We start from the raw sequence: 19395 nt of genomic DNA on the forward strand, positions 1-19395 counted from the left end.
AGTTATCCGCCGACGTCATCGGCCGGGCGGGCGCAGGCGCCCGCCCCGAGCCTTACTCTTCGTTGCCTTCCGCTTCCGCCGCGGGCTCGGACTCGGACTCGGCCGACTCGCCCAGAGATTCGGCAGCTTCCTCCCCTTCGGGCAGGTCCTCGTCATCTCCGCCCGACGGCTCCTGGACACGCTCCAGACCGACCAGTACCTCGTCGCTGGCGAGCTTGATCAGGGTTACGCCCTGGGTATTGCGGCCGGACAGGGAGACTTCGTCGACACGCGTCCGCACCAGGGTGCCCTGGTCGGAAATCAGCATGATCTCCTCGCCTTCCTGGACCTGTACCGCGGCGATCAGCGCGCCGTTGCGCTCGTTGGTGACCATGGCGATCACCCCCTGGCCGCCACGGCCGCGACGCGGGAACTTGCTCAGCGGGGTACGCTTGCCGAAGCCGCGCTCGGAGGCGGTGAGGATCTGCGCCCCGGACTCCGGAATCAGCATGGAGATCAGCTGCTGCCCCTTGCCCAGGCGCATGCCGCGTACGCCGCGGGCGTTGCGGCCCATGATGCGCACCACGCTCTCGGCGAAGCGGATCACCTTGCCGGCGCTGGAGAACAGCATGACTTCCTTGGCGCCATCGGTGATCGCGGCGGCGATCAGGGTGTCGCCCTCTTCCAGCTTGAGCGCGATCAGGCCGCTGCTGCGCGGACGGCTGAACTGCACCAGCGGGGTCTTCTTCACGGTACCGAAGGCGGTGGCCATGAAGATGTAGGCGCCGGTCGGCTCGGCCACCAGCTCGGCGGTCTCGCCCTCGACTTCCTCGACCTCGGCGGCCTCAACCACCTCGCCCTCGAGCACCGCGCCTTCGGCTTCGTCGAGGTCGTCATCGGCGCCACCGTTCTGCTGCAGCGCCTCCAGGTCGATCTGCAACATCGCGGTGATCCGCTCGCCCTCGTCCAGCGGCAGCAGGTTCACCAGCGGCCGGCCACGCGCGGTACGCGAGGCCTCCGGAATCTCGAAGGTACGCAGCCAGTAGACCTTGCCCTTGCTGGAGAACAGCAGGAGGGTCGCATGGCTGTTGGCCACCAGCAGGTGTTCGATGTAGTCCTCGTCCTTCATCCCGGTGGCGGACTTGCCTTTGCCGCCGCGACGCTGCGCCTGGTAGGCGGCCAGCGGCTGGGACTTGGCGTAGCCGCCGTGGGAAATGGTCACCACGCGGTCTTCCTCGGTGATCAGGTCGGCGATGGTCAGGTCGACCTGGGAAGCCACGATCTCGGTGCGGCGAGCATCGCCGAATTCGGCCTTGACCGCTTCCAGTTCCTCACGGATCACCTCCATCAGGCGCGCCGGGTTGGTCAGGATGCGGATCAGCTCGCCGATCAGGTTGAGGATTTCCTGGTATTCGGAGAGCAGCTTCTCGTGCTCCAGGCCGGTCAGGCGATGCAGGCGCAGCTCGAGGATCGCCTGGGCCTGTTCCGGCGACAGGTAGTACTTGCCGTCGCGCAGGCCGTACTGCGGATCCAGATCTTCCGGACGACAGGCGTCGGCGCCGGCACGCTCGACCATCGCCTCCACCGCGCTGGACTCCCAGGCAGTGGCGATCAGGCGTTCCTTGGCCTCGGCCGGGGTCGGCGAACTCTTGATCAGCTCGATCACCGGATCGATGTTCGACAGGGCGACCGCCTGGCCTTCCAGGATGTGCCCGCGCTCGCGGGCCTTGCGCAGCTCGTAGACGGTACGCCGGGTCACCACTTCACGGCGGTGGCGGACGAACACTTCGAGCATGTCCTTCAGGTTCAGCGTGCGCGGCTGGCCGTCGACCAGGGCCACCACGTTGATGCCGAACACGCTCTGCAGCTGGGTCTGGGCGTAGAGGTTGTTGAGGACCACCTCGCCCACCTCGCCGCGACGCAGCTCGATGACCACGCGCATGCCGTCCTTGTCGGACTCGTCGCGCAGCTCGGAAATACCCTCGATCTTCTTCTCTTTCACCAGTTCGGCGATCTTCTCGATCAACCGCGCCTTGTTCAATTGGTACGGCAGCTCGGTGATGATGATCTGCTCGCGACCGCCGCCCTTCTCCATCTCCTCGACGACGGCGCGGGCGCGGATGTAGATGCGCCCGCGACCGGTGCGGTAGGCCTCGATGATCCCGGCGCGGCCGTTGATGATGCCGGCGGTGGGGAAGTCCGGACCGGGGATGTACTGCATCAGCTCATCGACGGTCAGGTCGGGGTTGTCCATCAGCGCCAGGCAGCCGTCGATCACTTCGCCGAGGTTGTGCGGCGGGATGTTGGTCGCCATGCCCACGGCGATACCGCTGGAACCGTTGACCAGCAGGTTGGGAATCTTGGTCGGCATGACCGCCGGGATCTGCTCGGTGCCATCGTAGTTGGGCACCCAGTCGACGGTTTCCTTTTCCAGGTCCGCCAGCAGTTCGTGGGCCAGCTTGGCCATGCGCACTTCGGTGTATCGCATGGCTGCGGCGTTGTCGCCGTCCACCGAACCGAAGTTGCCCTGGCCGTCTACCAGCATGTAGCGCAGCGAGAACGGCTGCGCCATGCGCACGATGGTGTCGTAGACCGCGGTGTCGCCGTGCGGGTGGTACTTACCGATCACGTCGCCGACCACACGGGCGGATTTCTTGTAGGGCTTGTTCCAGTCGTTGCCCAGCTCGCTCATGGCATAAAGCACACGGCGGTGCACCGGCTTCAGGCCGTCACGTGCATCCGGCAGGGCCCGCCCGACGATCACGCTCATCGCGTAGTCGAGATAGGACTGTTTCAGCTCGTCTTCGATATTGACCGGGAGAATTTCTTTGGCCAGTTCGCCCATGAGAAGCCTGGTTCCTTTTTCTGGTGGAACTTCGCCGCCTCGATCCTGAGGCAAACGAAGTAGGTCGGCGCATGCCCGAGCAGCGCCAACTCACTACAAATCAACGACTTGAGTCAAGGATTCGCGCACTCTCGAGGCCCCTCCGCGGGGCGCTCGAATAACCGTCGGAGCTTACCACAGCCCACGCCCCAGCCCAAGGCAAAGGCCCTGGCGGGGACGACCTCCAGTCGCCTCGTTCAATGCAGGCGCTTGCGGCTCATCAGGGCGGCCATGCGCTCGGCGTCGGGACGCTCGACGACGCCACGCTCGGTCACGATGGCATCGATAAGGTCCGCCGGGGTCACGTCGAATACCGGATTGTAGGCATCGACCTCGGCCGCTACCCGTCGCCCGCCGATTTCCAGCAGCTCGCGACCGTCGCGCTCTTCGATCGGGATGTCCTCGCCGCTCTCCAGGTTCATGTCGATGGTCGAACTCGGCGCCACCACCATGAAGCGCACGCCGTGGTGCATGGCGTTGACCGCCAACTGGTAGGTCCCGATCTTGTTGGCGACATCGCCATTGGCGGTGATGCGGTCGGCGCCGACGATGACCCAGGTGATGTTCTCGGTCTTCATCAGGTGCGCGGCGGCCGAATCCACGTTCAGGCTGACCGGGATGCCTTCGTTGGCCAGCTCCCAGGCGGTCAGTCGCGAGCCCTGGAGCCAGGGCCGGGTTTCGTCGGCGTAGATGCGATTGACCAGGCCTTCCAGGTGCGCGGCGCGGATCACCCCCAGCGCGGTGCCGAACCCGCCGGTCGCCAGGGCGCCGGTATTGCAGTGGGTGAGGATGTTCTGCGGGCTGCCCTGCTGCTTGCGGATCAGCTCCATGCCCAACTGGGCCATGGTCAGGTTGGCCTCGCGGTCGCTTTCATGGATGGAGATCGCCTCGGCTTCCAGCACCGCCAGCGGCTGGTCGCCCTCTTTCATACGCTCCAGACGGTCGCGCATGCGGTTCAGCGCCCAGAACAGGTTGACCGCCGTGGGTCGCGAGTCGGCCAGCAGGCGGAAGTCCTCCTCCAGCGCGGCGCGCCAGTCGCCGCCCTGCGCCAGGCGCGCGCGGGCGCCAAGGACGATGCCGTAGGCGGCGCTGATGCCGATGGCCGGCGCGCCGCGCACGACCATATCGCGAATGGCCTTGGCCACCTCGGCCGCCGACTCGTGTTCGAGCCAGACCTCCTCCTGGGGCAGCAGGCGCTGATCCAGCAACCGCAGCGTACCGTCCCGCCACTCGATCGCCTTGACCCGCTCGGCCGCCAGCAGTCGCTCTCGCATGCACACACCTCTCGCTGAATCACGGAAAAGCTGCGGATTATAACGAGCCCCAGCCGCGGACGCTCGGGTATACTTCCGGCTTCCCGCTCTGCGCCCAGGATGCGCCGCCATGCCCAACGTCCGTAACCCCTTCGACCTCCTCCTGCTGCCGACCTGGATCGTCCCCGTGGAGCCCGCCGGGGTGGTGCTGCGCGATCACGCGCTGGGCATCCGCGACGGCCAGATCGCCCTGGTCGCGCCGCGCGAGCAGGCCATGCGCCATGGCGCCACGGAAATCCGCGAATTGCCCGGCATGCTGCTCGCCCCCGGCCTGGTCAACGCCCACGGCCATTCGGCAATGAGTCTGTTCCGCGGTCTCGCCGACGACCTGCCGCTGATGACCTGGCTGCAGGACCACATCTGGCCGGCCGAAGGCCAATGGGTCAGCGAGGATTTCATCCGCGACGGCACGGAGCTGGCCATCGCCGAACAGGTAAAGGGCGGCATCACCTGTTTCTCCGACATGTACTTCTATCCACAGGCCATCTGCGGCGTGGTCCATGACAGCGGGGTACGCGCCCAGGTGGCGATCCCGGTGCTGGACTTCCCGATCCCCGGCGCCCGCGACAGCGCCGAGGCGATCCGCCAGGGCATGGCGCTGTTCGACGACCTCAAGCACCACCCGCGCATCCGCATCGCCTTCGGCCCGCACGCACCTTATACGGTGAGCGACGACAAGCTGGAGCAGATCCTGGTGCTCACCGAGGAACTCGACGCCAGCATCCAGATGCACGTCCACGAGACCGCCTTCGAGGTGGAGCAGGCCATGGAGCGCAACGGCGAGCGCCCGTTGGCCCGCCTGCACCGCCTCGGCCTGCTCGGCCCGCGCTTCCAGGCAGTGCACATGACCCAGGTGGACGACGACGACCTGGCGATGCTGGTGGAAACCAACAGTTCGGTGATCCACTGCCCGGAATCCAACCTCAAGCTGGCCAGCGGCTTCTGCCCGGTGGAAAAGCTCTGGCAGGCCGGGGTCAACGTGGCCATCGGCACCGACGGCGCGGCGAGCAACAACGATCTCGACCTGCTCGGCGAGACCCGCACCGCGGCGCTGCTGGCCAAGGCCGTGTACGGCCAGGCCACCGCCCTCGACGCCCACCGCGCGCTGCGCATGGCCACCCTGAACGGCGCCCGCGCGCTTGGCCTGGAGCGCCTGATCGGCTCCCTGGAAGCCGGCAAGGCCGCCGATCTGGTGGCCTTCGACCTGTCCGGCCTGGCCCAGCAACCGGTCTACGACCCGGTTTCGCAACTTATCTATGCCAGCGGCCGCGACTGCGTGCGGCATGTCTGGGTCGGCGGCAGGCAACTCCTCGACGACGGCCGCCTGCTCCGTCACGACGAACAGCGCCTGATCGCCAGGGCCCGCGAATGGGGGGCGAAGATCGCCGCCAGCGACAGGTCCTGAACCGCGGCGGGCCGGCCCGCTGCGACAAACTGACATAGGAAGGCAAACCGCCGCCGGCCCCATCCCTCTGCCAAAGCTGGCAACATGAAGGATTGGATTCCGCCGCGGCGGCCCTTCCCCCAAAGGCTTCACTCTTCAACGGGAACGATTATGAGCAACGTCGACCACGCCGAGATCGCCAAATTCGAGGCACTGGCCCATCGCTGGTGGGACCGCGAGAGCGAGTTCAAGCCGCTCCACGACATCAACCCGCTGCGCGTCAACTGGATCGACGAGCGCGCCGGCCTGGCCGGCAAGAAGGTGCTCGACATCGGTTGCGGCGGCGGCATCCTCAGCGAAGCCATGGCCCAGCGCGGCGCCAACGTCACCGGCATCGACATGGGCGAAGCGCCGCTCGCGGTGGCGCGCCTGCACCAACTGGAATCCGGCGTCGCCGTCGACTACCGGCAGATCACCGCCGAGCAGATGGCCGAGGAAATGCCCGGGCAGTTCGACGTGGTCACCTGCCTGGAGATGCTCGAACACGTGCCGGACCCGGCCTCGGTGATCCGCGCCTGCCACCGCCTGGTCAAGCCGGGCGGACAGGTTTTCCTCTCGACCATCAACCGCAATCCCAAGGCCTACCTGTTCGCGGTGATCGGCGCGGAATACATCCTCCAGTTGCTGCCGCGCGGGACCCACGATTTCCGCAAGTTCATCCGTCCGTCGGAACTCGGCGCCTGGTCGCGCGAGGCCGGTCTCGAGGTCAAGGACATCATCGGCCTGACCTACAACCCGCTGACCAAGCACTACAAGCTGGCCAACGACGTCGACGTCAACTACATGGTCCAGACCCAGCGGGAGGCGTGAAGCGCATGCGGCTCAAAGCGGTACTGTTCGACATGGATGGCACCCTGCTCGACACGGCGCCGGACTTCATCGCCATCACCCAGGCCATGCGTGCCGCCCACGGCCTGCCGCCGGTGGACGAGCAACGGGTGCGCGACGTGGTCTCCGGCGGCGCGCGCGCGATGGTTGCCGCGGCCTTCGGCCTGTCGCTGGACAGCCCGGAACTGGAACCCCTGCGCCAGGAGTTCCTCGACCGCTACCAGGAGCATTGCGCGGTTCTCAGCCGGCCCTACGACGGCATCCCCGAACTGCTTGCGGCGATCGAGAAAGCCGGGTTGATCTGGGGCGTGGTGACCAACAAGCCGGTGCGCTTCGCCGAACCGATCATGCAGCGCCTGGGCTACGCCGAGCGTTCCAGGGTGCTGGTCTGCCCGGACCACGTGACCCGCAGCAAGCCCGATCCCGAGCCGCTGCTACTGGCCTGTAGCCAGCTCGGCATCGATCCGTCGAGGGTGCTGTTCATCGGCGACGACCTGCGCGACATCGAATCCGGCCGCGACGCCGGAACCAAGACCGCGGCGGTGCGCTACGGCTACATCCACCCCGAAGACAACCCCGCGCACTGGGGCGCCGACGTGATCGTCGACCACCCGCGCGAACTCATCGACGTTCTCGACCGCGCGCTCTGCGACTGCTGATCCGCAGCGCCGCCGACAGACAACGACCCGCCGCCAGGCGGGTCATGCATTCAAAGGATTCGACATGTTCCAGTACTCCGCCCGCCCCGACCTGCTGAAAGACCGCGTGATCCTGGTCACCGGCGCCGGCCGCGGCATCGGCGCCGCCGCCGCCAAGACCTTCGCCGCCCACGGCGCCACCGTGCTGCTGCTGGGCAAGACCGAGGAGTACCTGAACGAGGTCTACGACGCCATCGAGGCCGCCGGCCATCCGCAGGCCGCCGTGATCCCGTTCAACCTGGAGACCGCCCAGCCGCACCAGTTCGAGGAACTGGCGGCAACCCTGGAGAACGAGTTCGGCCGCATCGACGGCCTGCTGCACAACGCTTCGATCCTCGGTCCGCGCTCGCCGATGCAGCAGATTTCCGGGGAGAACTTCATGCGCGTGATGCAGGTGAACGTCAATGCCATGTTCATGCTGACCACCGCCATGCTGCCGCTGATGAAGCTCTCCAGCGACGCCTCGATCATCTTCACCTCGAGCAGCGTGGGCCGGAAGGGCCGCGCCTACTGGGGCGCCTATTCGGTATCGAAGTTCGCCACCGAGGGCCTGATGCAGACCCTTGCCGACGAACTCGACGGTACCAGCGCGATCCGCGCCAACAGCGTCAACCCCGGCGCCACCCGCACCAGCATGCGCGCCCTCGCCTACCCTGGGGAAAACCCGCTGAACAACCCCACCGGCGAGGAGATCATGCCGGTCTACCTGTACCTCATGGGGCCGGACAGCGCCGGCGTCAACGGCCAGGCCTTCGACGCCCAGTGATTCCCCGGCAGCCTCGCCGCCCGGCGAGGCTGCCCTGTCCTTCTTTTCCCTCTTCCCGTCCGGAACTTCCCATTCTTTTTGCATATTTTTCCCACTGAGTGGGAAAGTGGTTTCATTTTCCGGGAAATCGCCTTCACCCTGTGGGTCAAGGAGTTCCCATGTCGAAGCATTCCCCCACCGATCGCCTGCTGCAGATCCTCATTGCCCTCGGCCAGGCTCCCGAAGCCCTGTCTGCCAAGGAGCTGTCGCTGACCCTGGAGCAGCCGCTGAGCAGCACCTACCGGCACCTGAAGACCCTGTTGCGCTGGGGCCTGGCCGAAGAACAGGCCGGACAGGGCCGCTACCTGCCCGGCCCGGCCTGCCTGCAACTGGCGAAGAAATTCGATCGCGAGGCCTCGCTGATCGGTCTCGCCAAACCGGAACTCAAACGCCTGGCCGACCTGAGCCAGGAGAGCGTGGCGCTGATGGTGGCCAGCAACCAGCAGGCGATCTGCCTGGAACTGTTCGACAGTCCGCAGCCGCTGCGCTGCTGCTACCAGAAAGGGCTGGCGCAGCCGCTGTTGCATGGCGCCTCGGCCAAAGCCCTGCTGGCGCACCTGGAGGACGAACGGCGCGAGGAGCTGTACCTCGCCCAGGAACTCTCCGCCGAGCGTATCGACAAGCTGGAGCAGGAACTCCGGCTGATCCGCGAACAGGGCTACGCCGTCAGCCAGGGCGAGATCGACGAAGGCGTCTGGGGCATCAGCGTACCGCTGCTGGACAGCCGCCAGCGCCTGCACGGCGCCCTCAGCCTGATGGCCCCCGCCTTGCGCGCCCAGTCGCGCAGCGAACGCTTGCGGCAATGGACCCTTGACGCCGCCGCGCGACTTTCCGCGCGGCTGGACTGACCAACAGGAGTTTCGATGTACCCCGCCCCCGACATGAGCCTCTGGCAAGGCCGGATCGATAGCCAGGAAGGCGCCGACGCGCGGCGCTGGCACCAATGGATGCGCCCCTACGCAGACGACGCCGAAGCGGCCAGCGTGCTGCTCGGTTTCGCCAGCGACGAAGGCGTGCGCCGCAACCAGGGTCGCCAGGGCGCGCGCCACGGACCGCCGGCCTTGCGTCGCGCGCTGGCCAACCTGGCCTGGCACGGCGAGCAAGCGATCTACGATGCCGGCGACATCGTCGCCGGCGACGATCTGGAAGCCGCCCAGGAACGCTACGCGCAACGCGTCGCCGACCTGCTCGCGCGCGGCCACCGGGTGGTCGGCCTGGGCGGCGGCCACGAAATCGCCTACGCCAGCTTCGCCGGCCTCGCCCGCCACCTGAGTCGGCATGAGCGCCTGCCGCGCATCGGTATCCTCAATTTCGACGCGCATTTCGACCTGCGCCACGCCGAACGGGCCAGCTCCGGCACGCCGTTCCGCCAGATCGCCGAACTCTGCCAGGCCTGCGACTGGCCGTTCGCCTACTGCTGCCTGGGCATCAGCCGCCTGAGCAACACCGCGGCGCTGTTCGACCAGGCCCAGCGCCTGGGTGTGCGCTACCTGCTGGACCGTCAGTTGCAGCCATGGAACCTGGAACGCAGCGAAGCCTTCCTCAACAGCTTCCTGCAATCCGTCGACCACCTCTACCTGACCGTTTGCCTCGACGTGCTCCCGGCCGCCCAGGCGCCCGGCGTCAGCGCGCCCTCGGCGCACGGCGTGGAGATGCCGGTGGTGGAGCACCTGGTCCGCCGCGCCAAGGCCAGCGGCAAGCTGCGCCTGGCCGACATCGCCGAACTCAACCCGCAACTCGATAGCGACCAGCGCACCGCCCGGATCGCCGCGCGCCTGGTCGACAGCCTGGTCAACTGATCGCCCTTTCGCCCACACAACAACAATAGAGCCCCGCCATGCCGACATTGCACCTGGACGCCCTGTCCACCACCGCCCTCGCCCTGCTCCTGCTCGCCCTCGGCAGCCAATTGAAGAAGCGCAGCCGCTGGCTGACACGTCTGTGCGTACCGTCGCCGGTGATCGCCGGCTTCGGCTTCGCCTTCCTGGTCTGGCTGCTCAGGGATCGCGGCTGGCTCGACATCGGCCTCGACACCAGCCTGCAGACGCCCCTGATGGTGGCGTTCTTCACCACCGTCGGCCTCGGTGGCAGCCTCGGCCTGCTGCGCAAGGGCGGCAAGACCCTGCTGGTCTACCTGTCGGCCTGCTGGGCGCTGGCGATACTGCAGAACCTGATCGGCGTAGGCAGCGCCGGACTGCTCGGCCTCGACCCGTTGCTCGGGATCATGGCCGGCGCGGTGTCGCTGGAAGGCGGCTTCGGCGCGGCGGCGGCCTTCGGCCCGGTTGCGGAAGGGCTCGGCGCCCAGGGCGCGACCACCGTGGCGCTGGCCTCGGCCACCTTCGGCATGGTCGCTGGCGGGCTGCTCGGCAGCCCGGTGGCGCGCTGGCTGATCGAACGCAACCGCCTGCCGGTGCAGGCGGAAAGCGACAATCGGCTGGAAGCCCTCGGGCAGCAGGAGCGACGCCAGCATGCGGCGGCCACGCTGGACGGCAATCTCCTGCTGCGCCTGCTGACCTGCGTGCTGCTGGTGATGGTGCTCGGCTTCTGGCTCGGCGACGCGCTCCAGGAACGCCTGGGCCTGGTGCTGCCCAGTTATGTCGGGGCGATGTTCATCGCCATCGTCCTGCGCAACCTCGACGACCGGCTCGGCTGGCTGCGCATTCCGGACCACGCCGTCGGTACCCTGGGCGACGTCTGCCTGGGCATCTTCCTGACCATGGCGATGATGAGCCTGAAGTTCTGGGAGCTGGAGAACCTCGGCCTGCCGCTGCTCGGCGTACTGTTCATCCAGGTCGCGGTGCTGTTGCTGCTGACGATCTTCGTGCTGTTCCGCCTGCTCGGCCGCAACTACGACGCGGCGGTGCTCTGCGCCGGCTTCCTCGGCCACGGCCTGGGCGCCACGCCCAACGCGGTGGCCAACATGGGCGCGGTCTGCGAGCACTATCGGGTGTTCTCGCACAAGGCCTTCATCATCGTGCCCCTGTGCGGCGCGGTACTGATCGATCTCGTCGCCATCCCGGCGATCACCTGGTTCATCAACGCCTTCAGTTGAACCATGGCGGCGCTCCGCTAGCGGAGCGCCAGCTTTCCGACGAGCGCCTCGGCCACTCGCCAGCAAAACGCCATTATTCCGTCGAAATCTCTCCGAAATTCCTACAGAATGTGGAAACCATTCCTAGGAAAACCTGTCTGTGCCTCTGATTTCTCCGTTCTTCAGTTGGCTGGCACGAAACTCGCCTTAGCCCTACTGTCGCCGTCTTTCGCGCCAGAGGTTCCGCGCATGGCTCCTCCCAAGCAGTCCAATACCATCGATTTCGACGCCGCCAAGCAGAAGCGCGGCCCCCAGCCCGGCGGCAACGCCAGCGGGCCGCGCGCCAGCAACCTGACGGAGTTGCGCCAGCAACTGACCCTACAGTTGCAGAGCAGCCTGGAGGCGGAGCGGATTCTCGGCCTGTTCTTCGAGGAAGTCCGCCAACTGATCCCGCTGGATGCCCTTGGCTACCGCCATCCGGGCTCCGACCTGCGCCTGGAGTTCGGCAGCAGCGCCAAGCATTCGGTGAGCTATCGCCTGAGCCATGACAGCGACTACCTCGGCGAACTGATCTTCCGTCGCCGCCAGCGCCTCGGCGAAGACGAACAACGGCAACTGGAGAGCCTGCTCGGCACCCTGCTGTTCCCGCTGCGCAACGCCCTGCTCTATCGCGCCGCGATCCAGACCGCCCTGCGCGACGCCCTGACCGGCACCGGCAACCGCATCGCCATGGACCAGGCGCTCGGCCGCGAACTGGAACTGGCCCGGCGCAACCTGCAACCGCTCTCGGTGCTGATGCTCGATATCGACCACTTCAAGCGGGTCAACGACCACTACGGTCACGCCGTCGGCGACGAAGCCCTCAAGGCCGTGGCGGAAACCATCAAGGACCACCTGCGCAATGTCGACATGGTGTTCCGCTTCGGCGGCGAGGAATTCCTCGTCCTGCTGTCCAGCACGCCGCTGCAGGCTGCCTGCATGGTCGGCGAACGCCTGCGCCAGGCGGTGGAGGAACTGGACTACCGGCACGCCGGCGAACCGCTGAAGCTGTCGATCAGCCTCGGTTGCGCCGACCTGCGGCCCGGCGAAGGCAGCGACGACCTGCTGCGACGGGTCGACGAGGCGCTCTACGAAGCCAAGCGCGACGGCCGCAACCGCCTGCGCTGCGCCTGAGGCTTACCGACTCGCCCCCGAAGCGCGGAGCAGGCGCATCGGGCGACGGCAGTAGCGACGGCTCTCACCGGCGCAGTCACGGTTTCCGCCAAGGTCCTGCCGCTTATGGCTGCGCCGGCTCGTCCGGGGCGCCATAGGCCTGGCGCAAGCGGACGCGTTTCTCCAGCAGCCAGCCGCTGGTTTCCTTGCCGTCTCGAGCCACGTACATGACGTTCAGCCACTCGCCGCTCGGCTTGTAGACAGTGATGAAGTCGCCGGGAATCACGAAGACCCCGGTGACACAGTCGGCACGCGGCGCGCTGTGGAAATAGGCGCGCCCCTTGTCGATTACCTCGCCCTCCAGGGGCGGACGGAAGTTGACCTCGGGGCCGGCCGTCGCCTCGTCAAGGCTTGCACAGCTCTGCGCCGGCATCGCCGCATCCTCGGCCAGCCCGGCGACGCTCCATAGCATGCAGAGCGCGATAGCCAGGATCCTGTGCATTTCACCACCTCCTTGTGTGCGAGCGATCATTAGACACCGATTCCCAGGCATGAAAAAGGCCCCCGAAGGGGCCTTTCCAGGGCGCTTTCCGCTCAGCGGCGGAAGCCCGGACGCATACCGTCGCCGGCCGGTTTCGGCCGCCGCTTGACCTGCGGCTTGCGGGCCGCCGGCTTGTCGCCCGGCGCGCTGGCCGGACGCTCGTCGCGCGGCTTGCTCGGGCGCGGCTTGCGGTTGCTCTCGCGGGGCCGCTCGGCAACCGGAGTGCCCTGCTCGCGCCCCTTGCGCTCGGCGCTCGGCTGCGGACCGCGCGCGGGACGCGAAGCCGGCGCGCGACGAGCGGCATTCTCGCCGTCCTCGCGCCTTGGCGCACGCTTGCGCCCGGCTTCCGGACGCTCGCTGCGCGCCAGCGGACGGGCCTGCTTGCGCTGCTGGCGTTCGGCCTTCTCGCGCGCCTTGGTGGTCATGCCCGGCAGCGCCACCGGCTTGAGGCCGACTTCCTCGCTGAGGATGTCGATTTCGCGCTGGTCCATTTCGCGGTAGCGGCCCATGGTCAGCTCGGAGGTCAGGAACACCGGGCCGAAACGCACTCGCTTCAGGCGGCTGACCACCAATCCCTGGGATTCCCACAACCGGCGCACCTCGCGGTTGCGGCCCTCCATCACTACGCAGTGGTACCAGTGGTTGAAGCCTTCGCCGCCCGGCGCCTGCTGGATATCGCTGAACTTGGCCGGGCCGTCCTCGAGCATCACGCCGTTGAGCAGGCGCTCGATCATCTCTTCGGTGACCTCGCCGCGCACCCGTACCGCGTATTCACGGTCCATCTCATAGGAAGGATGCATCAGGCGGTTGGCCAGTTCGCCATCGGTGGTGAACAGCAGCAGGCCGGTGGTATTGATGTCCAGGCGACCGACATTGATCCAGCGACCGGTGCGCAGGCGCGGCAGGCGGTCGAAGATGGTCGGGCGGCCTTCCGGATCGTCGCGGGTGCAGACCTCGCCTTCCGGCTTGTTGTAGATCAGCACGCGACGGACACTCTCGGCGGCCTCTTCGCGGCGGATCAGGTGGCCATCGACGGTGATCGCATCGTGGCTGTCGACCCGCTGGCCGAGGCTGGCCACGCTGCCATTGACGTTGACCCGACCTTCGGCGATCCACACTTCTACGTCGCGCCGGGAACCGACGCCGAGACGGGCGAGGACTTTCTGCAATTTTTCCCCGACCGGTACGTGGGGATTCTCTGGGGTATCGTTCATCTGGGCACCTCCCGGTGTGGCTGGCAACGAATCGAAGGGCGCGCATCATACGCGCTTCGTCAGGACAAAGCACCGTCCCCGGGCGGAAACCCGGACAATCCCGCTAGACTAGGCCGGGTTCACCCACCCCGCCACCCGGAGGCCCCGGTGCACGATGTCCCTCCCTTCAGCGGCGCCAAGCTGGCGCTGTTCTATGGCGACCACCTGGTCGTCTACAAACGCGACGAAAAACCCGGCATTCCCTTCCCCGGCTACTGGGACTTTCCCGGCGGCGGCCGCGAGGGCCTGGAGACGCCTGCCGAATGCGCCCTGCGCGAACTCGAGGAAGAGTTCTCCATCCGCCTGGAAGAACCTCGTATCGAATGGCAGCGACAGTATCCGAGCACCAGCGGCAGCGCGCCCTTCGCCTACTTCCTGGTGGCGCGCCTGGAGGACCGCGAATTCGAGGCCATCCGCTTCGGCGACGAAGGACAATACTGGCGATTGATGGAGGTGGACGCCTACCTCGCGCATGCCATGGCCGTACCCTACCTGCAGAGCCGGCTCGGCGACTATCTGCGGGAACGCCGGCGCATCGGCGAATAACGCCGATGACGTCAGCCGTTCCATGCCCCGGATAATCCGGACGGCATAAAAAAACCCGGCCGAAGCCGGGCATGCCCAGGCGGGCAGTCTCAGTGTCTGCGGTGCTCGGCGAAGCGCTCCAGGGCTTCGCGGCTGAGGCGCTCGACCTGGGCCCAGTCGCCGCGGTCGACCACGGCCTTGGGCAGCATCCAGGTGCCGCCGACGCACATCACGTTGGGTACCGCCAGGTAGTCGGCGAGATTGTTCAGGCTGACGCCTCCGGTGGGGCAGAAGCGGATATCGGGGAATGGTCCCGAGAACGCCTTCAGCGCCGCCGGGCCGCCGCTGACCTCGGCGGGAAACAGCTTGAAGCGGCGGTAGCCATGGCGGTAGGCGAGCATGATCTCGGAAGCGCTGGCCACGCCGGGCAACAGCGGGACTTCGCTGTCCAGGGCGAAGCGCAGCAACTCGTCAGTGCATCCCGGGGTGACCACGAAGCTCGCCCCGGCCTTTTCCGCGGCGGCGAAGGTCTGCGGGTCGAGCACGGTGCCGGCGCCGATGCGCAGGTGCGGGCGCTCCTCGCTGAGGCGACGGATGGCGGTCAGCCCGTGTGCCGTGCGCAGGGTGATCTCCAGGGCGGTCAGGCCGCCGGCGGCGAGGGCATCGGCCATCGGCAGGATGTCCGCCTCGCGGTCGATGGTGATCACCGGGAGGATGCGCGCCTCCCGGCACAGCGTGTCGATGCGGGCGGTCTTCTGTTCAAGGTTGTGCATGGCTACAGCTCCGCCACTCAGGGGTACCAATGGATCGTCAGCGGCGCGCGGAGGAAGGCGCGAACCGGCATCCGCCGTTCGTCCTCGACCGCCAGCGCGGTGTTCAGGGTGGCCAGCTTGGACTGGCCCTGGATCGCCAGCAGCTGCACCTTCGCCGCCGCCAGCACGGCGCGCGGCAGGGTCAGGCGCTGGTGCGGCACGCTCGGCGCCCACATCGGCAGGCAACGGCGCGTGCCCTGGGGATCCATCGCCAGGTCCAGGCCAGGGCTGTTCGGGAACAGCGAGGCGGTATGGCCGTCGTCGCCCATGCCGAGGACCAGCACGTCGATCGGCAACGGCAGCTCGTGCAGGTGGTGGTCGGCCAGCTCGGCCGCTTCCTCCAGGCTCGCCGCCGGCTGGTAGAGGCCGATGAAGCGCGCCTTCGCCGCCTCGCCACGGAGCAGGTGGCGGCGAACCAGGCCGGCGTTGCTATCGGCATGCGACTCCGGCACCCAGCGCTCGTCGGCCAGGCTGAGGGTGATCCGCGACCAGTCCAGCGGCTCCTCGCTCAAGGCTTCGAGGAAGGCCACCGGACTGCGCCCACCGGACACCACCAGCAACGCCTGGCCCTGCTCGGCCAGCGCCGAGCGCAACCGGCCGGCGACCTCGGCGGCCAGGCCGCGGGCCTGCTCGGCGGCGCTGCCCCAGACCTGCAGGCCGACGCCGGCCGGCAGCTTCAACTCAGAAATCGCCATACCAACTCCTCCCATCGCGGGCCACCAGGGCCACCGAGGCCACCGGCCCCCAACTCCCCGCCGGATACGGCTTGGGCGCTTCGCTCAGGCGTTCCCAGCCAGCGATCAGCTGGTCGCACCACTTCCAGGCGAACTCCACCTCGTCCTTGCGCACGAACAGGTACTGGTTGCCCTGGGTGACCTCCAGCAGCAGACGCTCGTAGGCATCGGGAATCCGCGCCGCGTGGTAGGTCTCGGAAAAACTCAGTTGCAGCGGGCCGGTACGCAATTGCATGCCCTTGCCCAGACCCTGGTCCTTGGTCATCACTTGCAGGGAGATACCTTCGTCCGGCTGCAGGCGGATGATCAGCCGGTTGCTGATCAGCGAACGCTGCTCGGGAGCGAAGATGTAGTGCGGCGGCTCCTTGAAGTGGATGACGATCTGCGACAGCTTCTGCGGCATGCGCTTGCCGGTGCGCAGGTAGAACGGCACGCCCGACCAGCGCCAGTTGCGGATATCCACGCGCAGGGCGACGAAGGTTTCCGCGTCGCTGTCGCGATTCGCATGTTCCTCCTCCAGGTAGCCCGGCACTGCCTTGCCGTCGCTGAAACCGGCGGTGTACTGCCCACGCACCACGCGCGAAGCCAGTTGTTCGGCGGGAATCGGCTCGAGGGCGCGGAGCACCTTGACCTTCTCGTCGCGAATGCTGTCCGCCGAAAGGTCGCTGGGCGGATCCATGGCGATCAGGCAGAGCAGTTGCAGCAGGTGGTTCTGCACCATGTCGCGCAGTTGCCCGGCCTGGTCGAAGTAGCCCCAGCGGCCTTCGATGCCGACCTTCTCGGCCACGGTGATCTCCACGTGGGAGATGTGGTTCTGGTTCCACTGGGTCTCGAAGAGGCTGTTGGCGAAGCGCAGGGCGATCAGGTTCTGCACCGTCTCCTTGCCCAGGTAATGGTCGATCCGGTAGATGCGGCTTTCCGGGAAGAACCGGGCGACTGCCTCGTTGACCTCGCGGGACGACTCCAGGTCATGACCGATGGGCTTCTCCAGCACCACCCGGGTGCGCTCGGCGAGACCGGCGGCGGCGAGGTTCTCGCAGATGCCGCCGAACACCGAGGCCGGCGTGGCGAAGTAGGCGACCAGCGGCAGTTCGTCGTCCACCGCCTCGCGCAAGCCGACATAGGCCTGCGGGTCGAGGAAGTCCATGCTCAGGTAGTCGAGGCGTTCGCGGAAACGCTGCCAGACCGCGTCGTCCCACTCCTTCGCCGGCACCGCCAGGCGCAGGCGCTGCTCCAGCGTCGCCAGGTGTTCGGCGGGAGCGCCTTCGTCACGGGCCAGGGCCAGGACGCGGGTATCGCGGTGCAGCAGGTTCTCGCGATCGAGTTGGTAGAGCGCCGGGAACAGCTTGCGCAAGGCGAGATCGCCCAGCGCACCGAACAGCGCTAACGTGCAAGGCAGAACGCGGACATCAGGCATTTGTTGTTACCAACCAAATATTGAGTGATATTGAGCCATCCACTGCGCAATTAAGACAAATATGTAGTAATTAAACAACATATTTTTCCCAGCCCGCCACGCTGTTGGTCGCATGCCGGCCTGACGTTAGGATAGGCGCCGCCGCCGGCCCTTCTCCGCCGGGCCGACAGAACACGAGGAACCCGGATGAAAAACCTGCTGGAGCAGATCCAGAGCCGCCTGGACGAACTGAACAAGGCGGAGCGCAAAGTCGCCGAGGTCATCCTGCAGAACCCGCAGCAGGCCACCCGCTTCAGCATCGCCGCCCTGGCCCAGGCGGCAGCGGTCAGCGAACCGACGGTGAACCGCTTCTGTCGCTCCTTCGGCATGAGCGGCTATCCGGAACTGAAGATCCAGCTGGCCCAGAGCCTGGCTAGCGGCGCTGCCTTCGTGACCCAGGCGGTAGCCGAGGACGACGGGCCGGAAGCCTATACACGGAAGATCTTCAGCAACACCATCGCCTCCCTCGACAGCGCCCACAAGCTGCTCGACCCACGCGTCATCGACCGCGCCGTGGACCTGTTGATCCAGGCCCGGCAGATCCACTTCTTCGGTCTCGGCGCCTCGGCCTCGGTAGCGCTCGACGCGCAGCACAAGTTCTTCCGCTTCAACCTGGCGGTGAGCGCCCAGGCCGACGTGCTGATGCAACGGATGATCGCCTCGGTGGCGCATACCGGCGACCTGTTCGTGGTGATTTCCTATACCGGACGCACCCGCGAGCTGGTGGAGGTGGCGCACCTGGCGCGGGAGAACGGCGCCTCGGTGCTCGGCCTGACCGCCGCCGGCTCGCCGCTGGCCAGGGCCAGCACCCTGTGCCTGGACATCCCGTTGCCGGAAGACACCGACATCTACATGCCGATGACTTCGCGGATCGTCCAGCTCACCGTGCTCGACGTACTGGCCACCGGAGTGACCCTGCGCCGCGGCGTGGACTTCCAGCCGCACCTGCGGCGGATCAAGGAAAGCCTGGTGCCGACCCGCTATCCCCTCGACGAGGACAACTGACCGCCCGCCTATTGCAGGCCGGCGGCGAGACTCAGGCGCATGCGTTCGCCGGGCGCCAGGATCAGCCCACCCGGGCGGTAGCCAGCGGCGCCGATACAGAGGAAGCGTTCCGCTTCGCCCGGCTCGACCTGCTCCACCGGGCGGCTGCCGGGGTGCCAGATCACGCTGCCGGCGCTGACGTTCTTGTCGATCCGCAAGCGGCGGTTCCAGCCGCCGTCCTCCAGCACCAGCGATCCGGGATGGTAGAGCACCTGCTTGACCGCGCCGCGCGGTATCCAGGTTCCCGGAATCCGCGAAGCGCCGCGCTGGCCGCGAGCCGACTCCAGCTCCATGCCGTGCACCACCACCCGGCTCAGCGCGCCGACCCGCCAGTAGGGCTGCAGGGCGAAGCTGAACAGGCAATCGTCGTCTTCCTCATGGTAGCTGCACAGCTCCAGCTCCAGGCGCTGGCCAAGGCGCGCATCGAGGCGCACGTGCCAGTCCTCCAGGTCCAGTTGCCAGCTCACCACCACCTTGCTTTCGTCGGCGTAGGCATCCAGCAGGCGCCATTCGCGTTGCCGCGCCCAGCCCTGCTGCGGCCATTCGCTGCCGTTCGGATGGCTGCCGAACCACGGCCAGCAGACCGGGATGCCGCCGCGCACCGGCGCACTGCTGAGGGCCGGCCATTCGCTGGCGCACCACAGCAACGGGCGTTCGCCCTGCGGCTGGAAATGCAGGAGCTGCGCCCCTTGCCGACTGAATACGGCCTGGCACAGCGGATGGTCGATCAACAGCAGATCGCGACGTTGGAAGCGTACCCAGTCGAACGGTCGCTTGGCCCGCATGGAATGAAAGAAACGCTGCAGCGGATGCTCAAGCATGTCCGATTGTCCTACCCTCTCCCCTTCCCGGAAAGCCCGGGCGTGCATCCGTGTAGTTTTACTACATTTCGCACG

18 protein-coding genes are annotated in these 19395 nt (G+C 67.1%); 10 read left to right on the top strand and 8 right to left on the bottom strand.

All coding sequences use genetic code 11. The features are described 5' to 3' along the window. Positions 1-52 precede the first annotated feature (52 nt). Together gyrA and mtnA are read right to left on the bottom strand one after the other, a co-directional pair. Positions 53-2824, bottom strand: coding sequence for a DNA gyrase subunit A (gene gyrA, locus M6E97_RS09060; RefSeq protein WP_003091448.1), 2772 nt, complete (start codon positions 2822-2824; stop codon positions 53-55). A 236-nt stretch (positions 2825-3060) separates the two neighbouring features. After that, positions 3061-4137 (bottom strand): S-methyl-5-thioribose-1-phosphate isomerase, encoded by a 1077-nt coding sequence (gene mtnA / locus M6E97_RS09065; RefSeq protein ID WP_003091449.1) that lies wholly within the window; start codon positions 4135-4137, stop codon positions 3061-3063. A gap of 109 nt (positions 4138-4246) precedes the next feature. Between mtnA and M6E97_RS09070 the strand changes: the two genes are divergently transcribed. The 8 genes from M6E97_RS09070 to M6E97_RS09105 all read left to right on the top strand — a co-directional run bounded on the left by M6E97_RS09070 (position 4247) and on the right by M6E97_RS09105 (position 12155). Further along, positions 4247-5581 carry a TRZ/ATZ family hydrolase gene (locus tag M6E97_RS09070; RefSeq protein ID WP_003091450.1) on the top strand — a complete coding sequence of 445 codons (1335 nt, stop codon included), beginning with the start codon at positions 4247-4249 and terminating at the stop codon, positions 5579-5581. A gap of 150 nt (positions 5582-5731) precedes the next feature. Then, positions 5732-6430, top strand: a complete 699-nt coding sequence (gene ubiG, locus M6E97_RS09075; RefSeq protein ID WP_003091451.1) for a bifunctional 2-polyprenyl-6-hydroxyphenol methylase/3-demethylubiquinol 3-O-methyltransferase UbiG — start codon at positions 5732-5734, stop codon at positions 6428-6430. Then, complete coding sequence (gene mupP, locus M6E97_RS09080; protein ID WP_003119716.1) at positions 6427-7107, top strand: N-acetylmuramic acid 6-phosphate phosphatase MupP; 681 nt, start codon at positions 6427-6429, stop codon at positions 7105-7107. Before ubiG ends, mupP begins: the two co-directional genes overlap by 4 nt. A gap of 64 nt (positions 7108-7171) precedes the next feature. Next, entirely contained in the window at positions 7172-7912 is a 741-nt protein-coding gene (locus M6E97_RS09085; protein WP_003091453.1) for a YciK family oxidoreductase, read from the top strand. Positions 7913-8070: 158 nt separating this feature from the next. Next, positions 8071-8799, top strand: a complete 729-nt coding sequence (locus M6E97_RS09090; protein WP_003091454.1) for an IclR family transcriptional regulator — start codon at positions 8071-8073, stop codon at positions 8797-8799. Between the two features lie 15 nt (positions 8800-8814). Then, a complete protein-coding gene (gene hutG, locus M6E97_RS09095) occupies positions 8815-9750 on the top strand; it encodes a formimidoylglutamase (protein ID WP_033938073.1) in 936 nt (311 codons plus the stop codon). A gap of 38 nt (positions 9751-9788) precedes the next feature. Beyond that, positions 9789-11003 (top strand): sodium/glutamate symporter, encoded by a 1215-nt coding sequence (gene gltS / locus M6E97_RS09100; RefSeq protein ID WP_003091456.1) that lies wholly within the window; start codon positions 9789-9791, stop codon positions 11001-11003. Positions 11004-11231: 228 nt separating this feature from the next. After that, a complete protein-coding gene (locus M6E97_RS09105; protein WP_003105929.1) occupies positions 11232-12155 on the top strand; it encodes a GGDEF domain-containing protein in 924 nt (307 codons plus the stop codon). A 103-nt stretch (positions 12156-12258) separates the two neighbouring features. Here the strand turns inward: M6E97_RS09105 and M6E97_RS09110 are convergent, their stop codons facing one another. Beyond that, a complete protein-coding gene (locus M6E97_RS09110) occupies positions 12259-12636 on the bottom strand; it encodes a hypothetical protein (RefSeq protein ID WP_033938074.1) in 378 nt (125 codons plus the stop codon). A 92-nt stretch (positions 12637-12728) separates the two neighbouring features. Next, complete coding sequence (gene rluB / locus M6E97_RS09115; protein ID WP_003113439.1) at positions 12729-13889, bottom strand: 23S rRNA pseudouridine(2605) synthase RluB; 1161 nt, start codon at positions 13887-13889, stop codon at positions 12729-12731. A gap of 147 nt (positions 13890-14036) precedes the next feature. On the opposite strand from rluB, the gene M6E97_RS09120 reads away from it, so the two are divergent. Next, on the top strand, positions 14037-14474 hold the full coding sequence (locus M6E97_RS09120; RefSeq protein ID WP_003107683.1) for an NUDIX hydrolase: 438 nt from the start codon (positions 14037-14039) through the stop codon (positions 14472-14474). Positions 14475-14563: 89 nt separating this feature from the next. Here M6E97_RS09120 and M6E97_RS09125 read toward each other — a convergent pair whose 3' ends face one another. Genes M6E97_RS09125 through zwf form a run of 3 tightly spaced genes read right to left on the bottom strand, consistent with a single transcriptional unit; the run spans position 14564 to position 17416 of the window. Next, entirely contained in the window at positions 14564-15226 is a 663-nt protein-coding gene (locus M6E97_RS09125; protein ID WP_003138452.1) for a bifunctional 4-hydroxy-2-oxoglutarate aldolase/2-dehydro-3-deoxy-phosphogluconate aldolase, read from the bottom strand. Positions 15227-15243: 17 nt separating this feature from the next. Then, complete coding sequence (gene pgl, locus M6E97_RS09130) at positions 15244-15960, bottom strand: 6-phosphogluconolactonase (protein ID WP_003130495.1); 717 nt, start codon at positions 15958-15960, stop codon at positions 15244-15246. Continuing rightward, positions 15947-17416: a glucose-6-phosphate dehydrogenase gene (gene zwf / locus M6E97_RS09135; protein ID WP_003091465.1), complete on the bottom strand. Its 1470-nt coding sequence runs from the start codon at positions 17414-17416 to the stop codon at positions 15947-15949. Before zwf ends, pgl begins: the two co-directional genes overlap by 14 nt. A gap of 186 nt (positions 17417-17602) precedes the next feature. Here zwf and M6E97_RS09140 point away from each other — a divergent pair, with 186 nt between their 5' ends. Then, positions 17603-18460 carry a MurR/RpiR family transcriptional regulator gene (locus M6E97_RS09140; RefSeq protein WP_003091466.1) on the top strand — a complete coding sequence of 286 codons (858 nt, stop codon included), beginning with the start codon at positions 17603-17605 and terminating at the stop codon, positions 18458-18460. An 8-nt stretch (positions 18461-18468) separates the two neighbouring features. Here M6E97_RS09140 and M6E97_RS09145 read toward each other — a convergent pair whose 3' ends face one another. Then, the gene (locus tag M6E97_RS09145) at positions 18469-19320 is read right to left on the bottom strand and encodes a D-hexose-6-phosphate mutarotase (RefSeq protein ID WP_003112064.1); all 852 of its coding nucleotides are present in this window, start codon (positions 19318-19320) and stop codon (positions 18469-18471) included. Positions 19321-19395 lie beyond the last annotated feature (75 nt).

The sequence above is a fragment of the Pseudomonas sp. B111 genome (assembly GCF_026428275.1).
In the GTDB taxonomy this organism is placed as follows: domain Bacteria; phylum Pseudomonadota; class Gammaproteobacteria; order Pseudomonadales; family Pseudomonadaceae; genus Pseudomonas; species Pseudomonas aeruginosa.